An 18,779-nucleotide genomic window follows, 5' to 3' on the forward strand; every position below is an offset into this window, starting at 1 on the left:
TCGATATGCGCGACATGCTGAACGATATCGAGCAAGGCATCCACCTGTCGGACCCCGACCCTGTCCGCCGCGCCCAGATCCAGATGCGCGCGCCCCTGCCCAAGCGCTTCTACAGCCATGCAGCGGTGGCGCGTCGCGACGGGGGCTTTGCCGTAGAGCTTGACGGCAAGCCGGTGCGCACGCCGGGCAGGAACCTGCTGGCGCTGCCGACAGAGGCGGCGGCGGAACTGGTCGCAGCCGAGTTCGAGGCCCAGAAGGACGTGATCGACCCGGTGGCCATGCCGGTGCTGCGGCTGGTCAACACGGCGATCGACGGTGTCGCTTCCGATCCGCAAGCCGTGCTGGAAGACATCTTGCGCTTCGCCTCGTCCGACATGCTCTGCTACCGGGCTGATGGGCCGCAGGGCCTGGTCGAGCGCCAGAACAGGCATTGGGACAAGGTTCTGGACTGGGCGCAGGCCGCCATCGGCGCCCGCCTCAACTTGGCCGAGGGCGTCATGCATGTCGAGCAGCCGCGCGAGTCGATCGCCGTGCTCGGCGCCTGGCTTGCCCGCCGCAACGATCCGTTCCGGCTCGCCTCGCTGCACGTCATGACGTCGCTCACCGGCTCGGCGCTGTTGGCGCTGGCGGTCGAGGCCGCCGAGCTGGATGCCGAAAACGCATGGCTGGCCGCTCATGTCGATGAGGATTGGCAGATCGAGCAATGGGGGCAGGATGCCGAGGCGGTCGCGCGCCGTTCCCAGCGCCACAGGGATTTCGTCGCGGCGGTAAATCTGCTCGACGCGCTGGCCGGCTGAGCCCGCGGCCGCCGGCCGGCTCAGGCTTGCGGCTACATTAGACCAAAGTCATAATTCCAAAGCACTGGTGCCGTTTGCTGCGGCTTTCTGTCACTTTTTGCCCGATGGCGCTCATTTGAGTCCGCGCCCCATTTGCCTCTCGCCGGCGACAGGAGGGTCGCCACGGAGGCAGCAAAAAGGAGGAACCACCATGGCAATGGCATCCACCGCCGGCGGTTCGAGCCGCGGCATGACGCGTGAGGAGAAGAAGGTCATCTTCGCCTCGTCGCTTGGTACCGTGTTCGAATGGTACGATTTCTATCTCTACGGTTCACTGGCCGCATTCATCGGCTCGACCTTCTTCAGCTCGGCCATCCCGGAAGCGACCCGCAACATCTTCGCGCTGCTCGCCTTCGCCGCCGGCTTCCTTGTGCGGCCCTTCGGTGCGCTGGTCTTCGGCCGCATCGGCGATCTCGTCGGCCGCAAATACACCTTCCTCGTCACCATGACGATCATGGGCCTGTCGACGTTCCTCGTCGGTATCCTGCCCGGCTATGCGAGCTGGGGCATCGCCGCGCCGATCATCCTCATCCTGCTGCGCCTGTTGCAGGGCCTGGCGCTGGGCGGCGAATATGGCGGTGCCGCGACCTATGTCGCCGAGCATGCGCCGGACGACCGCCGTGGCTTCTACACGTCGTGGATCCAGACCACCGCCACATTGGGTCTTTTCCTCTCGCTGGCCGTCATCCTGATCGTGCAGGCTTCGCTGAGCGCTGAAGCCTATGCTTCCTGGGGCTGGCGCATTCCGTTCATCATCTCGTTCGTCCTGCTTGGCATCTCCATCTGGATTCGTCTGTCGCTGTCGGAATCGCCGGCATTCAAGCGCATGAAGGCGGAGGGCAAGACGTCCAAGGCGCCGCTTTCCGAGGCCTTCGGCCAGTGGAAGAACGCCAAGATCGCGCTCCTGGCGCTGTTCGGCCTCACCGCCGGCCAGGCCGTCGTGTGGTACAACGGCCAGTTCTACGCGCTGTTCTTCCTCACCAACGTGCTCAAGGTCGACGCCTGGTCGGTGAACATCATGATCGCCACCGCGCTCGCCGTGGGCTCGATCTTCTTCGTCGTGTTCGGCTGGCTGTCCGACAAGATCGGCCGCAAGCCGATCATCATGGCGGGTTTCGTCTTGGCGATCCTGACGACCTTCCCGCTGTTCAAGGCGCTGACATGGGCCGCCAACCCGACACTGGCGGCGGCACAGCAGAATGTGCGCGCCACGGTGACCGCCGCGCCGGGCGACTGCAAGTTCCAGTTCAACCCGGTCGGCACGGCGAAGTTCACGACATCCTGCGATATCGCCACGTCCTTCCTGACCCGCAGCTCGGTGCCTTACGACGTGGTGGCGACCGCCGCGCCCGGCACGCCGGCAACGGTCACCATCGGCAACGAGACGGTGGAGTCCTATGACGCCATCGCCGCCGGCGACGACGCCAAGGCGAAGGAAGCTGCCTTCAGCAAGGGCATCAATATCGCCCTGATGGACGGCGGCTATCCGATCCATCGCGCCACCAGCATGGTGGCCGATCAGAAGCTGGATGCCTTCGTCGCTGCCAATCCGGAACTGAACCTCGACGCGGCGGCGATCCGCGCCGGCGAGAAGAAGACGATCCCGGTCGATAAGGCCATCGCCGACAAGGTCGTCACGGCCGAAGAGGCGGCGGGCGCCACCGAGATCACCGCCTACTCGATCCCGGATTCCGGTGCGTTCTCGATGTTCGCCGATCCGCAGAAGGTGAACTGGCCGCTGACCATCGGCATCCTGTTCATCCTGGTGCTCTACGTGACCATGGTCTACGGGCCGATCGCCGCCATTCTGGTGGAGATGTTCCCGACCCGCATCCGCTATACCGGCATGTCGCTGCCCTATCACATCGGCAATGGCTGGTTCGGCGGACTGCTGCCGGCAACCGTGTTCGCGCTCAGCGCCTACAAGGGCGACTTCTACTTCGGCCTCTGGTACCCGGTGGCGATCGCGGCGATGTCGCTGATCATCGGCATGCTGTTCGTCAAGGATACGCTGGGCACCAATCTGGACGCCAAGGAATAGCGTAACCTTCGTGTGAAACTTGGGCCGCCCCGCCTGACCGGCGGGGCGGTCCTTTTTTTGGGTTACCGGCTGGAGCCGATCACGGCTCCAAGTGCTGCGCCGCCGAGGCCGCCCACCACCGCGCCGCCTGTTCCTGCCACCGCCGCACCCGCCAGAGCGCCGGAGCCGGCGCCGATGGCCGCGCCGCTCGCTGTCCTCATGGCCTGGGAAGAACCGCAGGCGGATAGCGACAGAGCGGCAAAAGAGATGATCAGAATCCTGCTCATATCGTTTCTCCTGAATTGGTGATCGAAGGAGAAACTCCGCATTCAGGGTTAAGAATTCGCTTCGCGCCGCTTGCCGGGCTTGGGTTTTCCGTCTCTGCGTCAGCCCGCGATCAGCGCCTTGACGCCGTCGGCCACGAACTGGACGGCGAGGGCCGCCAGGATCACGCCGAGCAGTCGGGTCAGGATCGACCGGCCGGTCTGGCCCAGTATGTGGTCGATGCGCTCGGCCAGCAGGAAAACCAGATAGGTAAGGGCAAGGCACAGGAAGATGATGCCGACCAGCGCAATCTGGCCCGTGATGCCCTGGAAGGAGCCGGACAGGAGAACGGTCGCGGAAATGGCGCCGGGCCCGGCGATCAGCGGGATCGCCAGCGGGAAGGCCGCGATGTTGTGGATATGGTCGCGGGTGATGGCGACGTCGGAAATCTTCTCCTTGCGGTCGTTGCGCCGCTCGAAAACCATCTCGAAGGCGATGAAGAAGAGCAAGAATCCGCCAGCCACGCGGAAGGCTGCCAGCGTGATGCCGAAGACGGACAGGATCGCGGCTCCGGCCACGGCGAACAGTGCCAGCACGACAAAGCCGATGATGCTTGCCCGGACCGACACCTGCCCCCGCTCGCCCCGGTTCATGTTGCGGGTGACGGCGAGGAATATCGGCGCCAGGCCCGGCGGGTCTATGGTCACCAGTAAGGTAACGAAGGCGTTGAAAAGACTGTCGAAATTCGGCATCGGCAACTGTCCCCTGAATTTTCAGGCTAGCGCAATGCCGCAACCGGCGCCAGCCGCAAGGCGGCCTGTGGCGGCCGGCGGATAAAGACAAGCGTGCACACGTTGTCGCGATTTCCCCAAAAATCGCATATCCATTTGAAATAACGTCGAAAATCAGTTCTGGAAAAGATCGTTCATTGTTGGAGAATCCGGTGCCGTTCCTATATAAGACAGGAATGATTCCAAACACGTGTGACCTGATTTGACCGACCACAAAACACCGAGCGGTGCCGACGGCGATCCGAACGGCATCGAACCGATTTCCATCGTCGAGGAGATGCAGCGCTCCTATCTCGATTACGCCATGAGCGTGATCGTCAGCCGCGCTCTGCCTGACGTTCGCGACGGCCTCAAGCCGGTCCACCGGCGCATTCTGTACGCCTCGCATGAGAGCGGCTACCACTGGAACCGCAAATATGTGAAGTCGGCCCGCCCTGTTGCCGACGTGATGGGTAAATACCATCCGCATGGCGACGCCTCGATCTACGACGCCTTGGTGCGCATGGCGCAGGACTGGTCGATGCGCGTGCCGCTTATCGACGGGCAGGGCAATTTCGGCTCCATCGACGGCGATCCGCCGGCGGCGATGCGCTACACAGAGGCGCGCCTCGCCAAGGTCGCGCACGAACTGCTCGAGGACATCGACAAGGATACGGTCGATTTCCAGGATACCTACGACGCCTCGGGAGCGGAGCCCCGCGTCATCCCGGCGCGGTTCCCGAACCTCCTGGTCAATGGCTCGGGCGGTATCGCGGTCGGCATGGCCACCAACATCCCGCCGCACAATCTGGCCGAGGTGTGCAACGGCGCTATCGCCATCATCGACAACCCGGCCATCGAACTGACCGATCTCATGGAGATCATTCCCGGCCCGGATTTCCCGACCGGCGGCATCGTTCTCGGCCGTTCGGGCATCTACAATGCCTATTCGACCGGACGCGGCTCCATCGTCATGCGTGGCAAGGTCGAGATCGAGCCGATCCGCGGCGACCGCGAGGCCATCGTCATCACCGAGGTTCCCTTCCAGGTGAACAAGGCCTCGATGATCGAGAAGATGGCCGAACTGGTGCGAGACAAGCGCATCGAGGGCATCTCCGACATTCGCGACGAGAGCGACCGCCAGGGTTACCGCGTCGTCGTCGAGCTGAAGCGCGACGCCAATGCCGAGGTGATCCTCAACCAGCTCTACCGCTACACGCCGCTGCAAACCTCGTTCGGGGCCAATGTGGTGGCGCTGAACGGCGGCAAGCCGGAAGTGCTGACCCTCATCGACATGCTGAAGGCCTTCGTGAGCTTCCGCGAGGAGGTCATCAGCCGGCGCACCAAATATCTGCTGCGCAAGGCGCGCGATCGCGCCCATGTGTTGGTCGGCCTTGCCATCGCGGTGGCCAATATCGACGAGGTCATCAAGCTCATCCGCCACGCGCCCGATCCGCAGACGGCGCGCGAGCAGTTGATGGAGCGCCGCTGGCCGGCTGCCGACGTGGAATCGCTGATCCGCCTGATCGACGATCCGCGCCATCGCATCAACGAGGACGGCACCTACAATCTCTCCGAGGAACAGGCGCGCGCCATCCTCGAACTGCGCCTGCAGCGCCTGACCGCGCTCGGCCGTGATGAGATCGCCGACGAGTTGAACACCATCGGCGAGGAAATCCGCGACTATCTGGACATCCTGTCGTCCCGCGCGCGCATCCAGCAGATCGTCAAGGACGAACTGGCGGCGGTGCGCGACGAGTTCGGCACGCCGCGCCGCACCGAGCTTGCCGATGGCGGCGCCGACATGGATGACGAGGATCTGATCCAGCGCGAGGACATGGTCGTCACCGTCAGCCACTCCGGCTACATCAAGCGCGTGCCGCTGTCGCTCTACCGGGCGCAGCGTCGCGGCGGCAAGGGCCGTTCGGGCATGTCGACCAAGGATGAGGATTTCGTCACCCGGCTGTTCGTGGCCAACACCCACACGCCGGTGCTGTTCTTCTCCTCGCGCGGCATCGTCTACAAGGAGAAGGTGTGGCGCCTGCCGGTCGGCAGTCCGCAGTCGCGCGGCAAGGCGCTCATCAACATGCTGCCCTTGCAGCAGGGCGAGCGCATCACCACCATCATGCCGCTGCCCGAGGACGAGGCGAGCTGGAGCGAACTGGACGTGATGTTCGCCACCACGCGCGGCACCGTTCGCCGCAACAAGCTGTCCGACTTCGTCGACGTCAAGCGCAACGGCAAGATCGCCATGAAGCTGGACGAGGGCGACGAGATTCTCGGCGTCGAGACCTGCACGGAGAACGACGACGTGCTGCTCACCGTGGCGTCGGGCCAGTGCATCCGCTTCTCCGTTTCGGACGTGCGCGTGTTTGCCGGCCGCAATTCGGTCGGCGTGCGCGGCATCTCGATGGCGGAGGGCGACCGCGCCATTTCCATGACCATCATCGAGCATGTCGATGCCGATCCGTCGGAGCGTGCCGCCTATCTCAAGCGCGCCGCGGCCGAGAGGCGCCTGCTGTCCGGCAATGGCGAGGACGAGGAAATCGCTCTTACCAACGAGGAGATCGGCGAGGAGGCGCAGCTTTCCGACGAACGCTACGAATTCCTCAAGACGCACGAGCAGTTCGTGCTCACGGTCACGGAACTGGGTTACGGCAAGCGCTCGTCATCTTACGATTTCCGGTTGACTAATCGCGGCGGCAAAGGCATCCGCGCCACCGACGTGTCGAAGGTCGATGAGATCGGCAGGCTGGTGGCGACGTTCCCGGTCGGCAATGACGATCAGATCATGCTGGTGTCCGACGGCGGCACCGTCATCCGCGTGCCGGTCCACGGAATCCGTTTCGCCAGCCGCGCCACCAAGGGCGTCACCATCTTCAACACGGCGGAAGGCGAGAAGGTCGTTTCGGTCGAGCGCATTTCCGAGCCGGGCTCCGACGAGGATGAGAACGACGACGTCGATGCTGCCGGAAATGAAACCGTCACCGATGGGACGGGGATTGAGGCCGGGAGCACGACTGGCGAGGAGCCGCAGGCGGAGTGATCCGCCGCGGCTTCAGCCCGTTTTCGTCACCGCCGGCACCTTGTTGAATTAAAGGTGGTAGGGGTTGCGCGAGCGCAAGGGGAAGCCGCCGGTGCGGCGCGGTGCGCGGCTGCGCTCTGCCTCCTGATGCAGCCCGAAAGCCGTGGCGATCAGCATGGCGATGGTCATAGCGGCGGCGAGCATGTAGATGATCATGAACGTACCTCCTGTGTTTGAAAAACGCACGGGCGTGCGTTTGGTTTCATCCGGTTGGCGTACAACTTCCGCGATTCGGCTTGAACGGGTTCTGACCCGGCCGTTCATCCGGCGTTCATGCGTTGCGTTTGGCTTCGGCTGTCTCTAGAAGCGAAGGCCATGACCGAACGCATCGCCATCTACGCAGGGTCGTTCGACCCCCTCACCAACGGCCATCTGGACGTGCTGAAGGCGTCGCTCGCCATCGCCGACCGGATTTACGCCGCCATTGGCATTCACCCCGGCAAGAAGCCGCTGTTTTCCTTCGAGGAGCGCGTCGGCCTGATCGAGACCGTGGCCGCGCAGGAATTCGGCTCCGATGCCAGGCGGCTCGCGGTGGTTGCCTTCGACGGACTGGTCGTAGATGCGGCGCGCAAGCACGGCGCTTCGATCATGATCCGTGGCCTGCGCGACGGCACCGACCTCGACTATGAGATGCAGATGGCGGGCATGAACGAGGTGATGGCGCCGGAATTGCAGACCATCTTCCTGCCGGCCAGCCCGTCGGTGCGAACCATTACCGCCACACTCGTGCGCCAGATCGCTTCCATGGGCGGCAATATCGAGCCGTTCGTGCCCGCTGCGGTCGTCGAGCCGCTGACCGCCAAATTCGCGAAATAGCTGGAGACACCCCCAATGACGCTCAAGAAGCTCGCGGCCTTTGCCATCGTGGTCGGCGGTCTTGCCGCTGCCGCGTTGCCGGCCTTCGCCGCCGAACCGGAGGATACGCTGGTCCTCACCCTCAAGGACGGCGACGTGACCATCGCGCTGCGCCCGGATATCGCGCCCAAGCATGTCGAGCAGATCAAGAAGCTGGTGCGCGACGGCGCCTATGACAATGTTGCCTTCCATCGCGTGATCGACGGTTTCATGGCGCAGACCGGCGACGTACAGTATGGCGACATGGAAGACGGCTACAATCCGCGCGCCGTCGGCACCGGCGGTTCGGACCTGCCGGACCTGCCGGCCGAGTTCTCTAGCGAGAAGTTCGAGCGCGGCGTGGTCGGCATGGCCCGCGCGCAGGACCCGGACTCCGCAAATTCGCAGTTCTTCATCATGTTCGCGCCGGCGGCGTCGCTGAACGGCGGATATACCGTGATCGGCAAGGTCGAGAGCGGTATGGAAAAGGTGGATAACATCAAGAAGGGTTCGGCTGCCGAGAATGGCTCGGTGGCCGAGCCGGACCGCATCGTCAAGGCGCGCATCGCCGCCGACAACTGATCATTTCCAGAAAGGATTTTTGACATGGCCGAGATCAAGGACCGCGAAAACGCGCTCATCATGGATACCACTCAGGGGCAGGTGGTGATCGAACTTTATCCCGACCTGGCTCCGGGCCACGTCGCCCGCATCAAGGAACTGGCGCGCGAAGGCGCCTATGACGGCGTTGTCTTCCACCGCGTCATCGACGGCTTCATGGCCCAGACCGGCGACGTGAAGTTCGGCAAGACCGGCTCCAAGGATTTCAACCCGGGCCGCGCCGGCATGGGCGGCTCCGACAAGCCGGACCTGAAGGCCGAGTTCTCGAACGCCAACCACGGCCGTGGCGCCTGCTCCATGGCGCGCGCCCAGAACCCCAATTCCGCCAACTCGCAGTTCTTCATCTGCTTCGATGACGCCTCGTTCCTGAACCGCCAGTACACGGTCTGGGGCCAGGTCATTGAGGGCATGGAGAATGTCGACAAGATCAAGCGCGGCGAGCCGGTTCAGGACCCCGACAAGATCGTGTCGCTGAAGGTCGCGGCCGACGTCGCCGCCTGACGCTGAAGGAGCGAGAGATGGCGGGGCTTTTGTGGGCATTGCTCGGCATGATGGCCGGTGCGTTCGTCGCCATCCAGGCGCCGATCAATGCTGATCTGGCGCGCGGCCTGGGTTCCACGCTGGCCGCCGCCGCCATCTCTTTCCTGTCCGGCGCCTTGGTGCTTGGCCTGCTCACCTTCGTGATCGGCCGCATGCAAGGCGTCGTCATCGGCTGGCGCGAGCCGGAACCGTGGCTTTTCGTGGCCGGGGGCTTGCTCGGCGCCGTCTATGTCACCACCAACATCATGCTCATTCCGCGCATCGGCGCGGCGGCGCTGATCGCTTTCCTGATCACCGGCCAGCTCATTGCCGGCATGGTGGTGGACCGGATCGGCTTCCTCGGCGTGGCGGTGCGCGAGATCACCCTCGGCCGCTTTGCCGGCGCCTGCCTGCTGCTCGTCGGCGCGGTGATGGTCCGCTATCTCTGATGCGCGTCGATCTGTTCGATTTCGACCTTCCCGAGGAGCGCATCGCCTTGCGCCCGGCCGAGCCGCGCGACAGCGCGCGGCTGCTGAAGGTTGTCCCCGGCGCGCCGCCCGAGGACCTGACCGTGCGCGACCTGCCGTCGCTGCTTCGGTCAGGCGACGTTCTGGTCTTCAACGACACCAAGGTCATCCCCGCGCAGCTTAAAGGCGTGCGCCGGCGCGGCGAAGCGACCGCTCAGGTCGAGGCGACGCTGCATATGCGCATAGGGCCGGACCGCTGGCTCGCTTTCATGCGGCCCGGCAAGCGCATCGCCGAGGGCGACCGCATCCATTTCGGCCATGACGGCAATTCCTGCTTCCTCGGCCAGCTCGACGCCATGGTGCTGGAAAAGCGCGAGGGCGGCGAGGTGCTGCTGGGCTTCGACGTATCGGGACCGTTCCTGGATGAGGCGCTGCACAGCGTCGGCCATATCCCGCTGCCGCCCTACATCGCCTCCAAGCGAGAAGACGACGAGCGCGACCGCCGCGACTACCAGACCATCTATGCGCGCGAGGAAGGCGCGGTTGCCGCGCCCACGGCCGGCCTGCATTTCACGCCGGACCTGTTCGCCGCACTCGATGCCATGGGTGTCGAGCGCCGTTTCGTCACCCTGCATGTCGGTGCCGGCACCTTCCTGCCGGTGAAGGCCGACGATACCGACGAGCACAGGATGCATGCCGAGAGCGGCACCGTATCAGCCGAAACGGCCGCTGCCCTGAATGCGGCGCGGGTAAGGGGCCGGCGCATCGTCGCGGTCGGCACGACCTCGCTGCGCCTGCTCGAAAGTGCTGCGGCGCAGGACGGCACCGTGAAGGAATGGTCCGGCGCCACGGATATCTTCATCACGCCCGGCTACCGCTTCAAAACGGCGGACATGCTGATGACCAATTTCCACCTGCCGCGCTCCACGCTGTTCATGCTGGTTTCCGCCTTTGCGGGGCTGGACACGATGCGGGCAGCCTACGCGCACGCGATTTCGACAGGCTACCGCTTCTATTCCTATGGCGACGCCAGCCTCCTCTTCAGGCAGCAGACATGAACACGAATTTTTCCTTCCGGCTGATCGCCACCGATGGCGGTGCGCGGCGCGGCGAAGTCGCCATGCCGCGCGGGACGGTGCGCACCCCGGCATTCATGCCGGTCGGCACCGGCGGCACGGTCAAGGCCATGTACATGGATCAGGTGCGCGGCACGGGGGCCGACATCATCCTTGGCAACACCTATCACCTCATGCTGCGGCCGGGCGCGGAGCGCGTGGCGCGGCTGGGCGGCCTGCATGAGATGGCGCGCTGGCCGTGGCCGATCCTCACCGATTCCGGCGGGTTTCAGGTCATGTCGCTGTCGAAGCTGAGGAAGCTGACCGACCACGGCGTCACCTTCCGCTCGCATATCGATGGCGCGCCCTATGAGATGACGCCCGAGCGCTCGATCGAGATTCAGGGGCTGCTCGATTCCGATATCCAGATGCAGCTCGACGAATGCACGGCGCTGCCGGCCAAGCCGGCCGAGATCGAGCGCGCCATGGAGCTGTCGCTGCGCTGGGCGGAGCGCTGCAAGGCGGCGTTCGGCGACCAGCCCGGCAAGGCGATGTTCGGCATCGTGCAGGGCGGCGACAATGCCGGATTGCGCGTGCGTTCCGCACAGGCGCTGAAGGCCATGGAACTCAAAGGCTATGCGGTGGGCGGCCTCGCCGTCGGCGAACCGCAGGCGGTGATGCTCGAGATGCTGGAAATCACCTGTCCCGAGCTGCCGGCGGACAGGCCGCGCTATCTGATGGGCGTCGGCACGCCGGACGACATATTGAAGTCCGTGGCCCGTGGCATCGACATGTTCGATTGCGTGATGCCGACGCGGGCAGGCCGCCACGGCCTTGCCTATACGAGGCGCGGCAAGGTCAACCTGCGCAATGCCCGCCATGCCGATGACCACCGTCCACTGGACGAGGAGAGCTATTGCCCCGCCGCGCGTGACTATTCCAGGGCCTATCTGCACCATCTGGTGCGCTCGCAGGAGGCGCTGGGCGCCATGCTGCTGACGTGGAACAACCTGGCCTATTACCAGCGGCTGATGCAGGACATCCGCGACGCCATCGAGGCCGGGCGGTTTGCCGACCGCGCCGCCGAGATCTCGGAAGGCTGGGCGAGGGGCGATATCCCGGCCCTGTAGGCCGGCTACCGGCGGGTCGGCTTGAAACCTGCCCGCCAAACTGCGACAACAGACCATCTCAACGCTATTGGGACTGGACAGGCGATGAAGACGTTTTTCGTGCAGATCAAGTGCGACCTCGGCAAGGCCTATGAGGTTGCCAGCGAACTGGCGGATGCCGAGATCGCCTCGGAGATCTATTCCACCGCCGGCCAATATGATCTGCTGGCGAAATTCTACGTCGATGATGACGAGGACATCGGCCACTTCGTGAACCAGCGGGTGCAGATCGTCCCAGGTATCAAGGACACTTTCACCACGGTGACCTTCCGCGCCTTCTGATCCGGCCGGGTGAGCATATCGTAAGGTAAGCTTTTTGCTGGTCTTCATTTTCGTTTTCGTTTAAAAGCGAAAAAAGCGAAAATGGAGCCAGAGTAGCATGCCCGATCTGTACCTGCCGCTGCGCCATGCCGAAATCCTGCAAATGGCGAAGGACAAGGGCAGGGTGCTGGTCGATGACCTTGCCACCCATTTCGCCGTCACGCCGCAGACCATCCGCAAGGACCTGAATGATCTGTGCGAGCAGCGCCTGCTCAGCCGCATCCATGGCGGCGCGCTGTTCCCTTCCGGTATCGAGAACATGGAATATGAGGCGCGGCGCAAGATCGCCGCCGACGAGAAGGATGCGATCGGCAAGGCCGCCGCCGATCTCATTCCCGACAGCGCCTCCCTGTTCATCAATATCGGCACCACCACGGAAGCGGTGAGCAAGGCGTTGCTCGATCATTCCGGGTTGATGGTCATCACCAATAACATCAATGTTGCCAATAGGATGCGGGTATATCCTTCCATCGAGGTGGTCATCGCCGGCGGTGTGGTGCGCGGCTCCGACGGCGGCGTTGTGGGCGAGGCGGCGGTTGATTTTATCCGCCAGTTCAAGGTCGACTACGCGGTAATCGGGGCCTCGGCCATCGACCATGACGGTGCCTTGCTCGACTTCGACTTTCGCGAGGTGAAGGTGGCGCAGGCCATCATCGCCAATGCCCGCCATGTCATCCTGGTCTCGGATCGCACCAAGTTCGAACGCACGGCGCCGGTACGCATCGGCCATCTGTCGCAGGTCAACACCTTCATCACGGACCGCTGCGATATCGAGTCCGTGCGGCAGATCTGCGCGGAAACGGACGTCAGGCTGATCGAAACTTCGGCGGCTGTGGGATAGCAAAATCACCTTCGTTATATTTCGTTTGACATTCGTATCTATTTCGAAATAATCCCCTCACGGTTTCGGCGGTGGGCCATTTGCTGCATTGCGAAGCCGTGGGAGGCATTTCGTGGAAGATTCTCCGATCCATGACATTTTTGTCGTCGGCGGCGGCATAAATGGCTGCGGCATTGCCCGCGACGCGGCCGGGCGGGGTTATTCCGTCTTCCTGGCCGAAATGAACGATCTCGCCAGCGGCACCTCCTCGGGTTCCACCAAGCTGATCCATGGCGGCCTGCGCTACCTCGAACATTATGAATTCCGGCTGGTGCGTGAAGCGCTGATGGAGCGCGAGGTGCTGTGGCGCAACGCGCCGCACATCATCTGGCCGCTGCGGTTCGTGCTGCCCTATGTCAAGGGATTGCGCCCGGCATGGATGCTGCGGCTCGGCCTGTTCATCTACGACCACATCGGCGGCCGTAAGCTGCTGCCGCCCACCCGCACGCTGGACATGCGCCGCGACCCGACCGGCCGGCCCCTGAAGCCCATATTCGCCAAGGCTTTCGAATATTCCGACGGTTGGGTGAACGATGCCCGCCTCGTCGCTCTCAACGCCCGCGATGCCGCCGACCGCGGCGCCCGCATCCATACCCGCACCGAGGTGGAGGATGCGCGCTATGAAGATGGAACATGGACCGTTCTTGTGCATGACCACGTCAAGGACAGCCATTATGAGGTGAAAGCGCGCCTCATCGTCAATGCGGCTGGGCCATGGGTGGATCACGTGCTGTCGCAGGCGCTCGGCCGCAGCAATGTCCACAATGTGCGGCTGGTGCAGGGCAGTCACATTGTGGTGCGCAGGAAGTTCGACGATCCGCGCGCCTATTTCTTCCAGAACGCGGATGGGCGCATCATCTTCGCCATTCCCTATGAGGAAGAATTCACGCTGATTGGAACCACCGATCAGGATTATTCCGGCGATCCCCACGACGTGAAGATCTCCGATGCCGAGGTCGACTATCTGTGTGCGGCGGCCAGCGAATATTTCGTCCAGCCGGTGAAGCGCTCCGACATTGTCTGGACCTATTCCGCCGTGCGGCCGCTCTATGACGACGGCGCTTCCAAGGCGCAGGAGGCGACGCGCGACTATGTGTTGCGGATGGAGTCGGGCACTGGACCGCTCATCAACGCCTTCGGCGGCAAGATCACCACTTACCGCCGCCTGTCGGAGGCGATGCTGGAAAAGATCGGCGAGGTGCTGGGCGAGAAGGGCAAGCCGTGGACGGCGAATGCGCCGCTTCCGGGCGGCGATTTCCCGGCCACAGGCTATGAGGCGCAGGTTGAGAAGCTGAAGGAAGCATACCCGTTCCTCGATCTTCGCCATGCGCGCCGGCTGGTGCGCCTCTACGGCACGCGCGCGCAGAACCTGCTTGGCCTGGCCAAGTCGGTTGCCGATCTGGGTCGTCATTTCGGTGCCGATCTCTACGAGGCCGAAGTGCGTTATCTGATCGCCAGTGAATGGGCGATGACGGCCGAGGACGTGCTGTGGCGCCGGACCAAGCGCGGCCTGCGGCTCTCGCCGGCCGAGGCCCAGACGCTCGATGAATTCATGAAGGGCCTGGGCCGCCGGCACTCGGCCGCGGCGGAATAGCGGGAGAGGCCTGTGCTCGAATTACGAAATGTTTCCAAGGTAGTAGGCGGCGAAACTCACATAGATGACGTGTCGCTTACACTGGCCCACGGCTCGCTGAACGTGCTGCTCGGGCCGACGCTTTCCGGCAAGACCAGCCTGATGCGGCTGATGGCGGGGCTGGACGTTCCCAGCTCCGGTTCCATCTGGTTCGACGGCAAGGATGTGACCGGCGTGGCGGTGCAGAAGCGCAATGTCGCCATGGTCTACCAGCAGTTCATCAACTATCCGGCCATGACGGTGTATGAGAACATCGCCTCGCCGCTGCGCGTGGCCGGCAGGGACAGGGCCACCATCGACAGGGAGGTGCGCCGGGCCGCCGAACTGCTCAAGCTGACGCCCTATCTCGACCGCACCCCGCTCAACCTTTCCGGCGGTCAGCAGCAGCGCACGGCGCTTGCCCGCGCCATCGTCAAGAATGCCAGCCTCGTGCTGCTCGACGAGCCGCTGGCCAATCTCGACTACAAGCTGCGCGAGGAACTGCGGCTGGAACTGCCGCGCATCTTCGCTGAATCCGGCACCATCTTCGTCTACGCCACCACCGAGCCGCATGAAGCGCTGCTGCTGGGCGGCAATACCGCAACGCTATCGCAAGGGCGCGTCACCCAGTTCGGCCCGACCGTCGAGGTGTTCCGCAAGCCGGTCGACCTGTTGACGGCACGCACCTTCGCGGACCCGCCGCTGAACACCATCGTCCTGGTCAAGAAGGGGCCGAATTTCCTGCTGGATGGCGGCATCAGCCTGCCGGTTCCGGCCGGCATCGCCGCCATCGCCGATGGCAATTACACGATCGGCTTCCAGCCGCATCATCTGTCTCTGGAGCGGGAGGATGCGGCATCGGTGCCGGTGCGCGCCAAGGTGTCGGTCACCGAGATCACCGGTTCGGAAAGCTTCGTGCATCTCGATTTCGCCGATGTGCGCTGGGTCATGCTCGCCCACGGCATCCACCAGTTCGAGCCGGACGAGGAGATCGAGGTGTTCATCGACTCGCGCCATCTTCTCGTTTTCGACGCTGCCGGCCGCTCGGTCTCGGCAGCGCGGCAGGCGGCATAGGAGCCGAACATGGCCCGCATCGATCTCGACCATATCCGCCATTCCTACCTGCCCAATGCCAGGCGGGAGGAGGATTTCGCCCTGCGCGAAGTGCACCACACATTCGAGGACGGCGGCGCCTATGCGCTGCTCGGCCCCTCCGGCTGTGGCAAGACCACGCTGCTCAACATCATTTCGGGCCTGCTGAAACCGTCGCACGGCAGGCTGCTGTTTGACGGCAAGGACGTCACCGCCCTGTCGACGCAGGAGCGAAACATCGCGCAGGTGTTCCAGTTCCCGGTCATCTACGACACCATGACCGTCTACGACAATCTGGCCTTTCCGCTGCGCAACCGCGGCGTGCCGGAAGCAGAGGTCGATCGCAAGGTGCGCGAGACGCTGGCCATGATCGACCTGGCCGACTGGGCCAAGCGCAAGGCGCGGCGGCTCACGGCCGACCAGAAGCAGAAGATTTCGCTGGGACGGGGGCTGGTCCGCTCGGATGTCAACGCCATCCTGTTCGACGAGCCGCTGACCGTCATCGACCCGCATATGAAATGGGTGCTGCGCTCGCAGCTCAAGCAGCTTCACCGCCGCTACGGCTACACCATGGTCTACGTCACCCACGACCAGACCGAGGCGCTGACCTTCGCCGAGCGGGTGGTGGTGATGTATGACGGCCAGATCGTGCAGATCGGCACGCCGGCCGAACTGTTCGAGCGGCCGCGCCACACCTTCGTCGGCTATTTCATCGGTTCGCCCGGCATGAATTTCCTGCCCACCGAAATCGAGGGCAGGGCGGCGCGGCTGGGCACGCAGGTCATCGAATTGCCCGGTTCGCCTTCGGTGAACGGCGGCAAGGTGGAGCTTGGCATCCGGCCCGAATATGTGCGCGTCGGCACCGAGGGCATGCCGGTTTCGGTCACGCGCGTCGACGATGTCGGCCGCCACAAGGTGGTGCGCGCCAAACTGGAAGGGCAGGAGATCGCCGCTGTCCTCGGAGAGGATGCCGCGATCCCGGCCGAGCCGAAAGTCCGCTTCGAGCCCGACGCCATCAACATCTACGCCGATTCATGGCGGGTGGAGATGGGGCGGGCCGACGCGGGCCATTCGGAAAAGGAGGCCTGAGATGGAAAGAACCTGGAACAACAAGGCATGGTTCCTGGTGCTGCCGGTTCTGGTGCTGGTGGCCTTCTCGGCCGTAATCCCGCTGATGACGGTGGTGAACTATTCGGTTCAGGACACGTTCGGCAACAACCAGTTCTTCTGGGCCGGAACCGAATGGTTCGAGGAACTGCTGCATTCCAGCCGTTTCTGGCAGGCCATGGGCCGCAACCTCATCTTTTCCTTCATCATCCTCGCCATCCAGGTGCCGCTCGGTATCTTCATCGCCCTCAACATGCCCCGCAAGGGCTGGGGCGTGCCGGTCTGCCTGGTGCTGATGGCGCTGCCGCTGCTCATTCCGTGGAACGTCGTCGGCACCATCTGGCAGGTGTTCGGCCGCACCGACATCGGCCTGCTGGGCTACGGGCTGAACTGGCTGGGTTTCGACTACAACTATGTGCAGGACCCGTTCGATGCCTGGGTGACCGTCATCGTCATGGATGTGTGGCACTGGACGAGCCTCGTCGTGCTTTTGTGCTATGCCGGCCTCGTCTCCATTCCCGACGCCTTCTATCAGGCCGCCAAGATCGACGGCGCCTCGCGCTGGTCCGTGTTCCGCTATATCCAGTTGCCGAAGATGCAGCGCGTGCTGCTGATCGCCGTGCTGCTGCGCTTCATGGACTCGTTCATGATCTATACCGAGCCCTTCGTCGTCACCGGCGGTGGCCCGGGCAATTCTACGACCTTCCTGTCCATCGACCTCGTCAAGATGGCGCTCGGCCAGTTCGATCTCGGCCCCGCCGCGGCGATGTCGCTGGTCTACTTCCTCATCATCCTTCTGCTGTCATGGGTGTTCTACACCGTCATGACCAACTACGACGCGGAGCGCTGACATGGCTGGCGTGAACGAACGGACGGGGCAGGCGGCATCGGCGCGCGCCGATGCCGGACAATCGTCGGCAGGCATGTCGCAGGAGGCGATCGCGCGGCTGATGAAGCGTCGCGGCGAGGAATCGAAATGGTGGTGGCTGGTCCTCACCCTCTACATCGTGTTCCTGATGCTGCCGATCTACTGGCTCATCAATATGAGCTTCAAGACCAACACCGAGATCATTTCGTCGCTGACGCTCTATCCGCACCAGCCGACGCTGCGCAACTACCGCATCATCTTCACCGACGCCTCCTGGTATTCGGGTTACATCAACTCGATCATCTATGTCGTTATGAACATGGTGATTTCGGTGGCCGTGGCTTTGCCGGCCGCCTACGCCTTCTCGCGTTACCGCTTCCTCGGCGACAAGCACCTGTTCTTCTGGCTGCTCACCAACCGCATGGCGCCGCCGGCCGTGTTCGCGCTGCCGTTCTTCCAACTCTATTCGGCCTTCGGGCTGATCGACACCCACATTGCCGTGGCGCTGGCGCACTGCCTGTTCAACGTGCCGCTGGCGGTGTGGATCCTCGAAGGCTTCATGTCGGGCGTGCCGAAGGAGATTGACGAGACCGCCTATATCGACGGCTATTCCTTCCCGCGCTTCTTCGTGAAGATCTTCATGCCGCTGATCGCCTCCGGCATCGGCGTCGCCGCCTTCTTCTGCTTCATGTTCTCGTGGGTGGAACTGCTGATCGCCCGCACGCTCACCACGACCGATGCAAAGCCCATTGCTGCGGTCATGACCCGCACCGTCTCGGCCTCGGGCATGGACTGGGGCCTGCTCGCCGCCGCCGGCGTGTTGACGCTGATTCCCGGCGCGCTCGTCATCTGGTTCGTCCGCAACTACATCGCCAAGGGCTTCGCCCTGGGAAGGGTCTGACCATGCACCTCGATCTGTCCTGGATGGCGTGGACCTGGCCGACGGCCACCTTCTTCATCGTCATCGCCCTGCTGCTCGTCGGCATGAGCGTGTGGGAATATGTCTCGCCGGGAGGAAATCCGCGCGTGGGCGTGCTGCGCTTCGAGACGACGCGCGGCGACCGCCTCTTCATATCGCTGCTCGGCAGCGCATTTATCCATCTCGCTTGGCTGGGCCTCGTCGGCCCCAGCCTGTGGTGGGCTCTCGCTCTCTCCGTGGCCTACGCCATAGCGGTGTTCCGCTACGTATAGAGGGAGAAACTGTTGGCGCGGCCGCATGCCAACGGCCGCGCCGGGCGTACGCATACACAAACTTTAAC

20 protein-coding genes are annotated in these 18,779 nt (G+C 63.8%); 17 read left to right on the plus strand and 3 right to left on the minus strand.

The window, feature by feature from the left end:
* Positions 1–5 precede the first annotated feature (5 nt).
* Entirely contained in the window at positions 6–797 is a 792-nt protein-coding gene (locus ACVCNR_RS00180; RefSeq protein WP_447073311.1) for an ATP12 family chaperone protein, read from the plus strand.
* A gap of 190 nt (positions 798–987) precedes the next feature.
* Positions 988–2,877 carry an MFS transporter gene (locus ACVCNR_RS00185; RefSeq protein ID WP_354195950.1) on the plus strand — a complete coding sequence of 630 codons (1,890 nt, stop codon included), beginning with the start codon at positions 988–990 and terminating at the stop codon, positions 2,875–2,877.
* Positions 2,878–2,939: 62 nt separating this feature from the next.
* Here the strand turns inward: ACVCNR_RS00185 and ACVCNR_RS00190 are convergent, their stop codons facing one another.
* Both ACVCNR_RS00190 and ACVCNR_RS00195 read right to left on the minus strand, forming a co-directional pair.
* On the minus strand, positions 2,940–3,143 hold the full coding sequence (locus ACVCNR_RS00190) for a YMGG-like glycine zipper-containing protein (protein ID WP_354195948.1): 204 nt from the start codon (positions 3,141–3,143) through the stop codon (positions 2,940–2,942).
* A gap of 99 nt (positions 3,144–3,242) precedes the next feature.
* Positions 3,243–3,872: a MarC family protein gene (locus ACVCNR_RS00195; RefSeq protein ID WP_354195947.1), complete on the minus strand. Its 630-nt coding sequence runs from the start codon at positions 3,870–3,872 to the stop codon at positions 3,243–3,245.
* 241 nt (positions 3,873–4,113) lie between these two features.
* Between ACVCNR_RS00195 and gyrA the strand changes: the two genes are divergently transcribed.
* Positions 4,114–6,936, plus strand: coding sequence for a DNA gyrase subunit A (gyrA, locus tag ACVCNR_RS00200; RefSeq protein WP_447073313.1), 2,823 nt, complete (start codon positions 4,114–4,116; stop codon positions 6,934–6,936).
* A gap of 48 nt (positions 6,937–6,984) precedes the next feature.
* Here gyrA and ACVCNR_RS00205 read toward each other — a convergent pair whose 3' ends face one another.
* Entirely contained in the window at positions 6,985–7,131 is a 147-nt protein-coding gene (locus ACVCNR_RS00205) for a hypothetical protein (protein WP_354195945.1), read from the minus strand.
* Positions 7,132–7,290: 159 nt separating this feature from the next.
* On the opposite strand from ACVCNR_RS00205, the gene coaD reads away from it, so the two are divergent.
* From coaD to ACVCNR_RS00275, 14 genes are all read left to right on the plus strand, one after another.
* Complete coding sequence (coaD, locus tag ACVCNR_RS00210) at positions 7,291–7,791, plus strand: pantetheine-phosphate adenylyltransferase (protein WP_354195943.1); 501 nt, start codon at positions 7,291–7,293, stop codon at positions 7,789–7,791.
* A 15-nt stretch (positions 7,792–7,806) separates the two neighbouring features.
* A complete protein-coding gene (locus tag ACVCNR_RS00215; RefSeq protein WP_354195941.1) occupies positions 7,807–8,391 on the plus strand; it encodes a peptidylprolyl isomerase in 585 nt (194 codons plus the stop codon).
* A 24-nt stretch (positions 8,392–8,415) separates the two neighbouring features.
* Positions 8,416–8,931: a peptidylprolyl isomerase gene (locus tag ACVCNR_RS00220; RefSeq protein WP_354195939.1), complete on the plus strand. Its 516-nt coding sequence runs from the start codon at positions 8,416–8,418 to the stop codon at positions 8,929–8,931.
* Positions 8,932–8,948: 17 nt separating this feature from the next.
* Positions 8,949–9,398: a DMT family transporter gene (locus ACVCNR_RS00225; RefSeq protein ID WP_354195937.1), complete on the plus strand. Its 450-nt coding sequence runs from the start codon at positions 8,949–8,951 to the stop codon at positions 9,396–9,398.
* Positions 9,398–10,474, plus strand: a complete 1,077-nt coding sequence (gene queA / locus ACVCNR_RS00230; RefSeq protein WP_354195935.1) for a tRNA preQ1(34) S-adenosylmethionine ribosyltransferase-isomerase QueA — start codon at positions 9,398–9,400, stop codon at positions 10,472–10,474. The genes ACVCNR_RS00225 and queA overlap by 1 nt, the downstream gene beginning before the upstream one ends.
* On the plus strand, positions 10,471–11,601 hold the full coding sequence (tgt, locus tag ACVCNR_RS00235; RefSeq protein ID WP_354195933.1) for a tRNA guanosine(34) transglycosylase Tgt: 1,131 nt from the start codon (positions 10,471–10,473) through the stop codon (positions 11,599–11,601). Before queA ends, tgt begins: the two co-directional genes overlap by 4 nt.
* Positions 11,602–11,685: 84 nt before the next feature.
* A complete protein-coding gene (locus ACVCNR_RS00240; protein WP_354195931.1) occupies positions 11,686–11,922 on the plus strand; it encodes an Lrp/AsnC ligand binding domain-containing protein in 237 nt (78 codons plus the stop codon).
* A 106-nt stretch (positions 11,923–12,028) separates the two neighbouring features.
* Positions 12,029–12,802 (plus strand): DeoR/GlpR family DNA-binding transcription regulator, encoded by a 774-nt coding sequence (locus tag ACVCNR_RS00245; RefSeq protein ID WP_354196029.1) that lies wholly within the window; start codon positions 12,029–12,031, stop codon positions 12,800–12,802.
* 112 nt (positions 12,803–12,914) lie between these two features.
* Positions 12,915–14,435 carry a glycerol-3-phosphate dehydrogenase gene (glpD, locus tag ACVCNR_RS00250; RefSeq protein ID WP_447073314.1) on the plus strand — a complete coding sequence of 507 codons (1,521 nt, stop codon included), beginning with the start codon at positions 12,915–12,917 and terminating at the stop codon, positions 14,433–14,435.
* 12 nt (positions 14,436–14,447) lie between these two features.
* On the plus strand, positions 14,448–15,527 hold the full coding sequence (locus ACVCNR_RS00255) for an ABC transporter ATP-binding protein (protein WP_447073315.1): 1,080 nt from the start codon (positions 14,448–14,450) through the stop codon (positions 15,525–15,527).
* A gap of 9 nt (positions 15,528–15,536) precedes the next feature.
* The gene (locus ACVCNR_RS00260; protein WP_447073317.1) at positions 15,537–16,634 is read left to right on the plus strand and encodes an ABC transporter ATP-binding protein; all 1,098 of its coding nucleotides are present in this window, start codon (positions 15,537–15,539) and stop codon (positions 16,632–16,634) included.
* A gap of 1 nt (position 16,635) precedes the next feature.
* Positions 16,636–17,502, plus strand: coding sequence for a carbohydrate ABC transporter permease (locus tag ACVCNR_RS00265; protein WP_354195923.1), 867 nt, complete (start codon positions 16,636–16,638; stop codon positions 17,500–17,502).
* A gap of 73 nt (positions 17,503–17,575) precedes the next feature.
* Positions 17,576–18,421, plus strand: coding sequence for a carbohydrate ABC transporter permease (locus ACVCNR_RS00270; protein ID WP_447075612.1), 846 nt, complete (start codon positions 17,576–17,578; stop codon positions 18,419–18,421).
* A gap of 2 nt (positions 18,422–18,423) precedes the next feature.
* Complete coding sequence (locus tag ACVCNR_RS00275) at positions 18,424–18,711, plus strand: DUF2160 domain-containing protein (RefSeq protein WP_354195919.1); 288 nt, start codon at positions 18,424–18,426, stop codon at positions 18,709–18,711.
* Positions 18,712–18,779 lie beyond the last annotated feature (68 nt).

Source organism: Aquamicrobium terrae (assembly GCF_052978165.1).

Bases quoted from the DNA above. Each gene is read 5' to 3' on its own strand.
- ACVCNR_RS00180 (WP_447073311.1), top strand. From the start codon at position 6: ATGCGCGACATGCTGAACGATATCGAGCAAGGCATCCACCTGTCGGAC.
- ACVCNR_RS00185 (WP_354195950.1), top strand. From the start codon at position 988: ATGGCAATGGCATCCACCGCCGGCGGTTCGAGCCGCGGCATGACGCGT.
- ACVCNR_RS00190 (WP_354195948.1), bottom strand. From the start codon at position 3,143: ATGAGCAGGATTCTGATCATCTCTTTTGCCGCTCTGTCGCTATCCGCC.
- ACVCNR_RS00195 (WP_354195947.1), bottom strand. From the start codon at position 3,872: ATGCCGAATTTCGACAGTCTTTTCAACGCCTTCGTTACCTTACTGGTG.
- ACVCNR_RS00205 (WP_354195945.1), bottom strand. From the start codon at position 7,131: ATGATCATCTACATGCTCGCCGCCGCTATGACCATCGCCATGCTGATC.
- coaD (WP_354195943.1), top strand. From the start codon at position 7,291: ATGACCGAACGCATCGCCATCTACGCAGGGTCGTTCGACCCCCTCACC.
- ACVCNR_RS00215 (WP_354195941.1), top strand. From the start codon at position 7,807: ATGACGCTCAAGAAGCTCGCGGCCTTTGCCATCGTGGTCGGCGGTCTT.
- ACVCNR_RS00220 (WP_354195939.1), top strand. From the start codon at position 8,416: ATGGCCGAGATCAAGGACCGCGAAAACGCGCTCATCATGGATACCACT.
- ACVCNR_RS00225 (WP_354195937.1), top strand. From the start codon at position 8,949: ATGGCGGGGCTTTTGTGGGCATTGCTCGGCATGATGGCCGGTGCGTTC.
- queA (WP_354195935.1), top strand. From the start codon at position 9,398: ATGCGCGTCGATCTGTTCGATTTCGACCTTCCCGAGGAGCGCATCGCC.
- tgt (WP_354195933.1), top strand. From the start codon at position 10,471: ATGAACACGAATTTTTCCTTCCGGCTGATCGCCACCGATGGCGGTGCG.
- ACVCNR_RS00240 (WP_354195931.1), top strand. From the start codon at position 11,686: ATGAAGACGTTTTTCGTGCAGATCAAGTGCGACCTCGGCAAGGCCTAT.
- ACVCNR_RS00260 (WP_447073317.1), top strand. From the start codon at position 15,537: ATGGCCCGCATCGATCTCGACCATATCCGCCATTCCTACCTGCCCAAT.
- ACVCNR_RS00265 (WP_354195923.1), top strand. From the start codon at position 16,636: ATGGAAAGAACCTGGAACAACAAGGCATGGTTCCTGGTGCTGCCGGTT.
- ACVCNR_RS00270 (WP_447075612.1), top strand. From the start codon at position 17,576: ATGTCGCAGGAGGCGATCGCGCGGCTGATGAAGCGTCGCGGCGAGGAA.
- ACVCNR_RS00275 (WP_354195919.1), top strand. From the start codon at position 18,424: ATGCACCTCGATCTGTCCTGGATGGCGTGGACCTGGCCGACGGCCACC.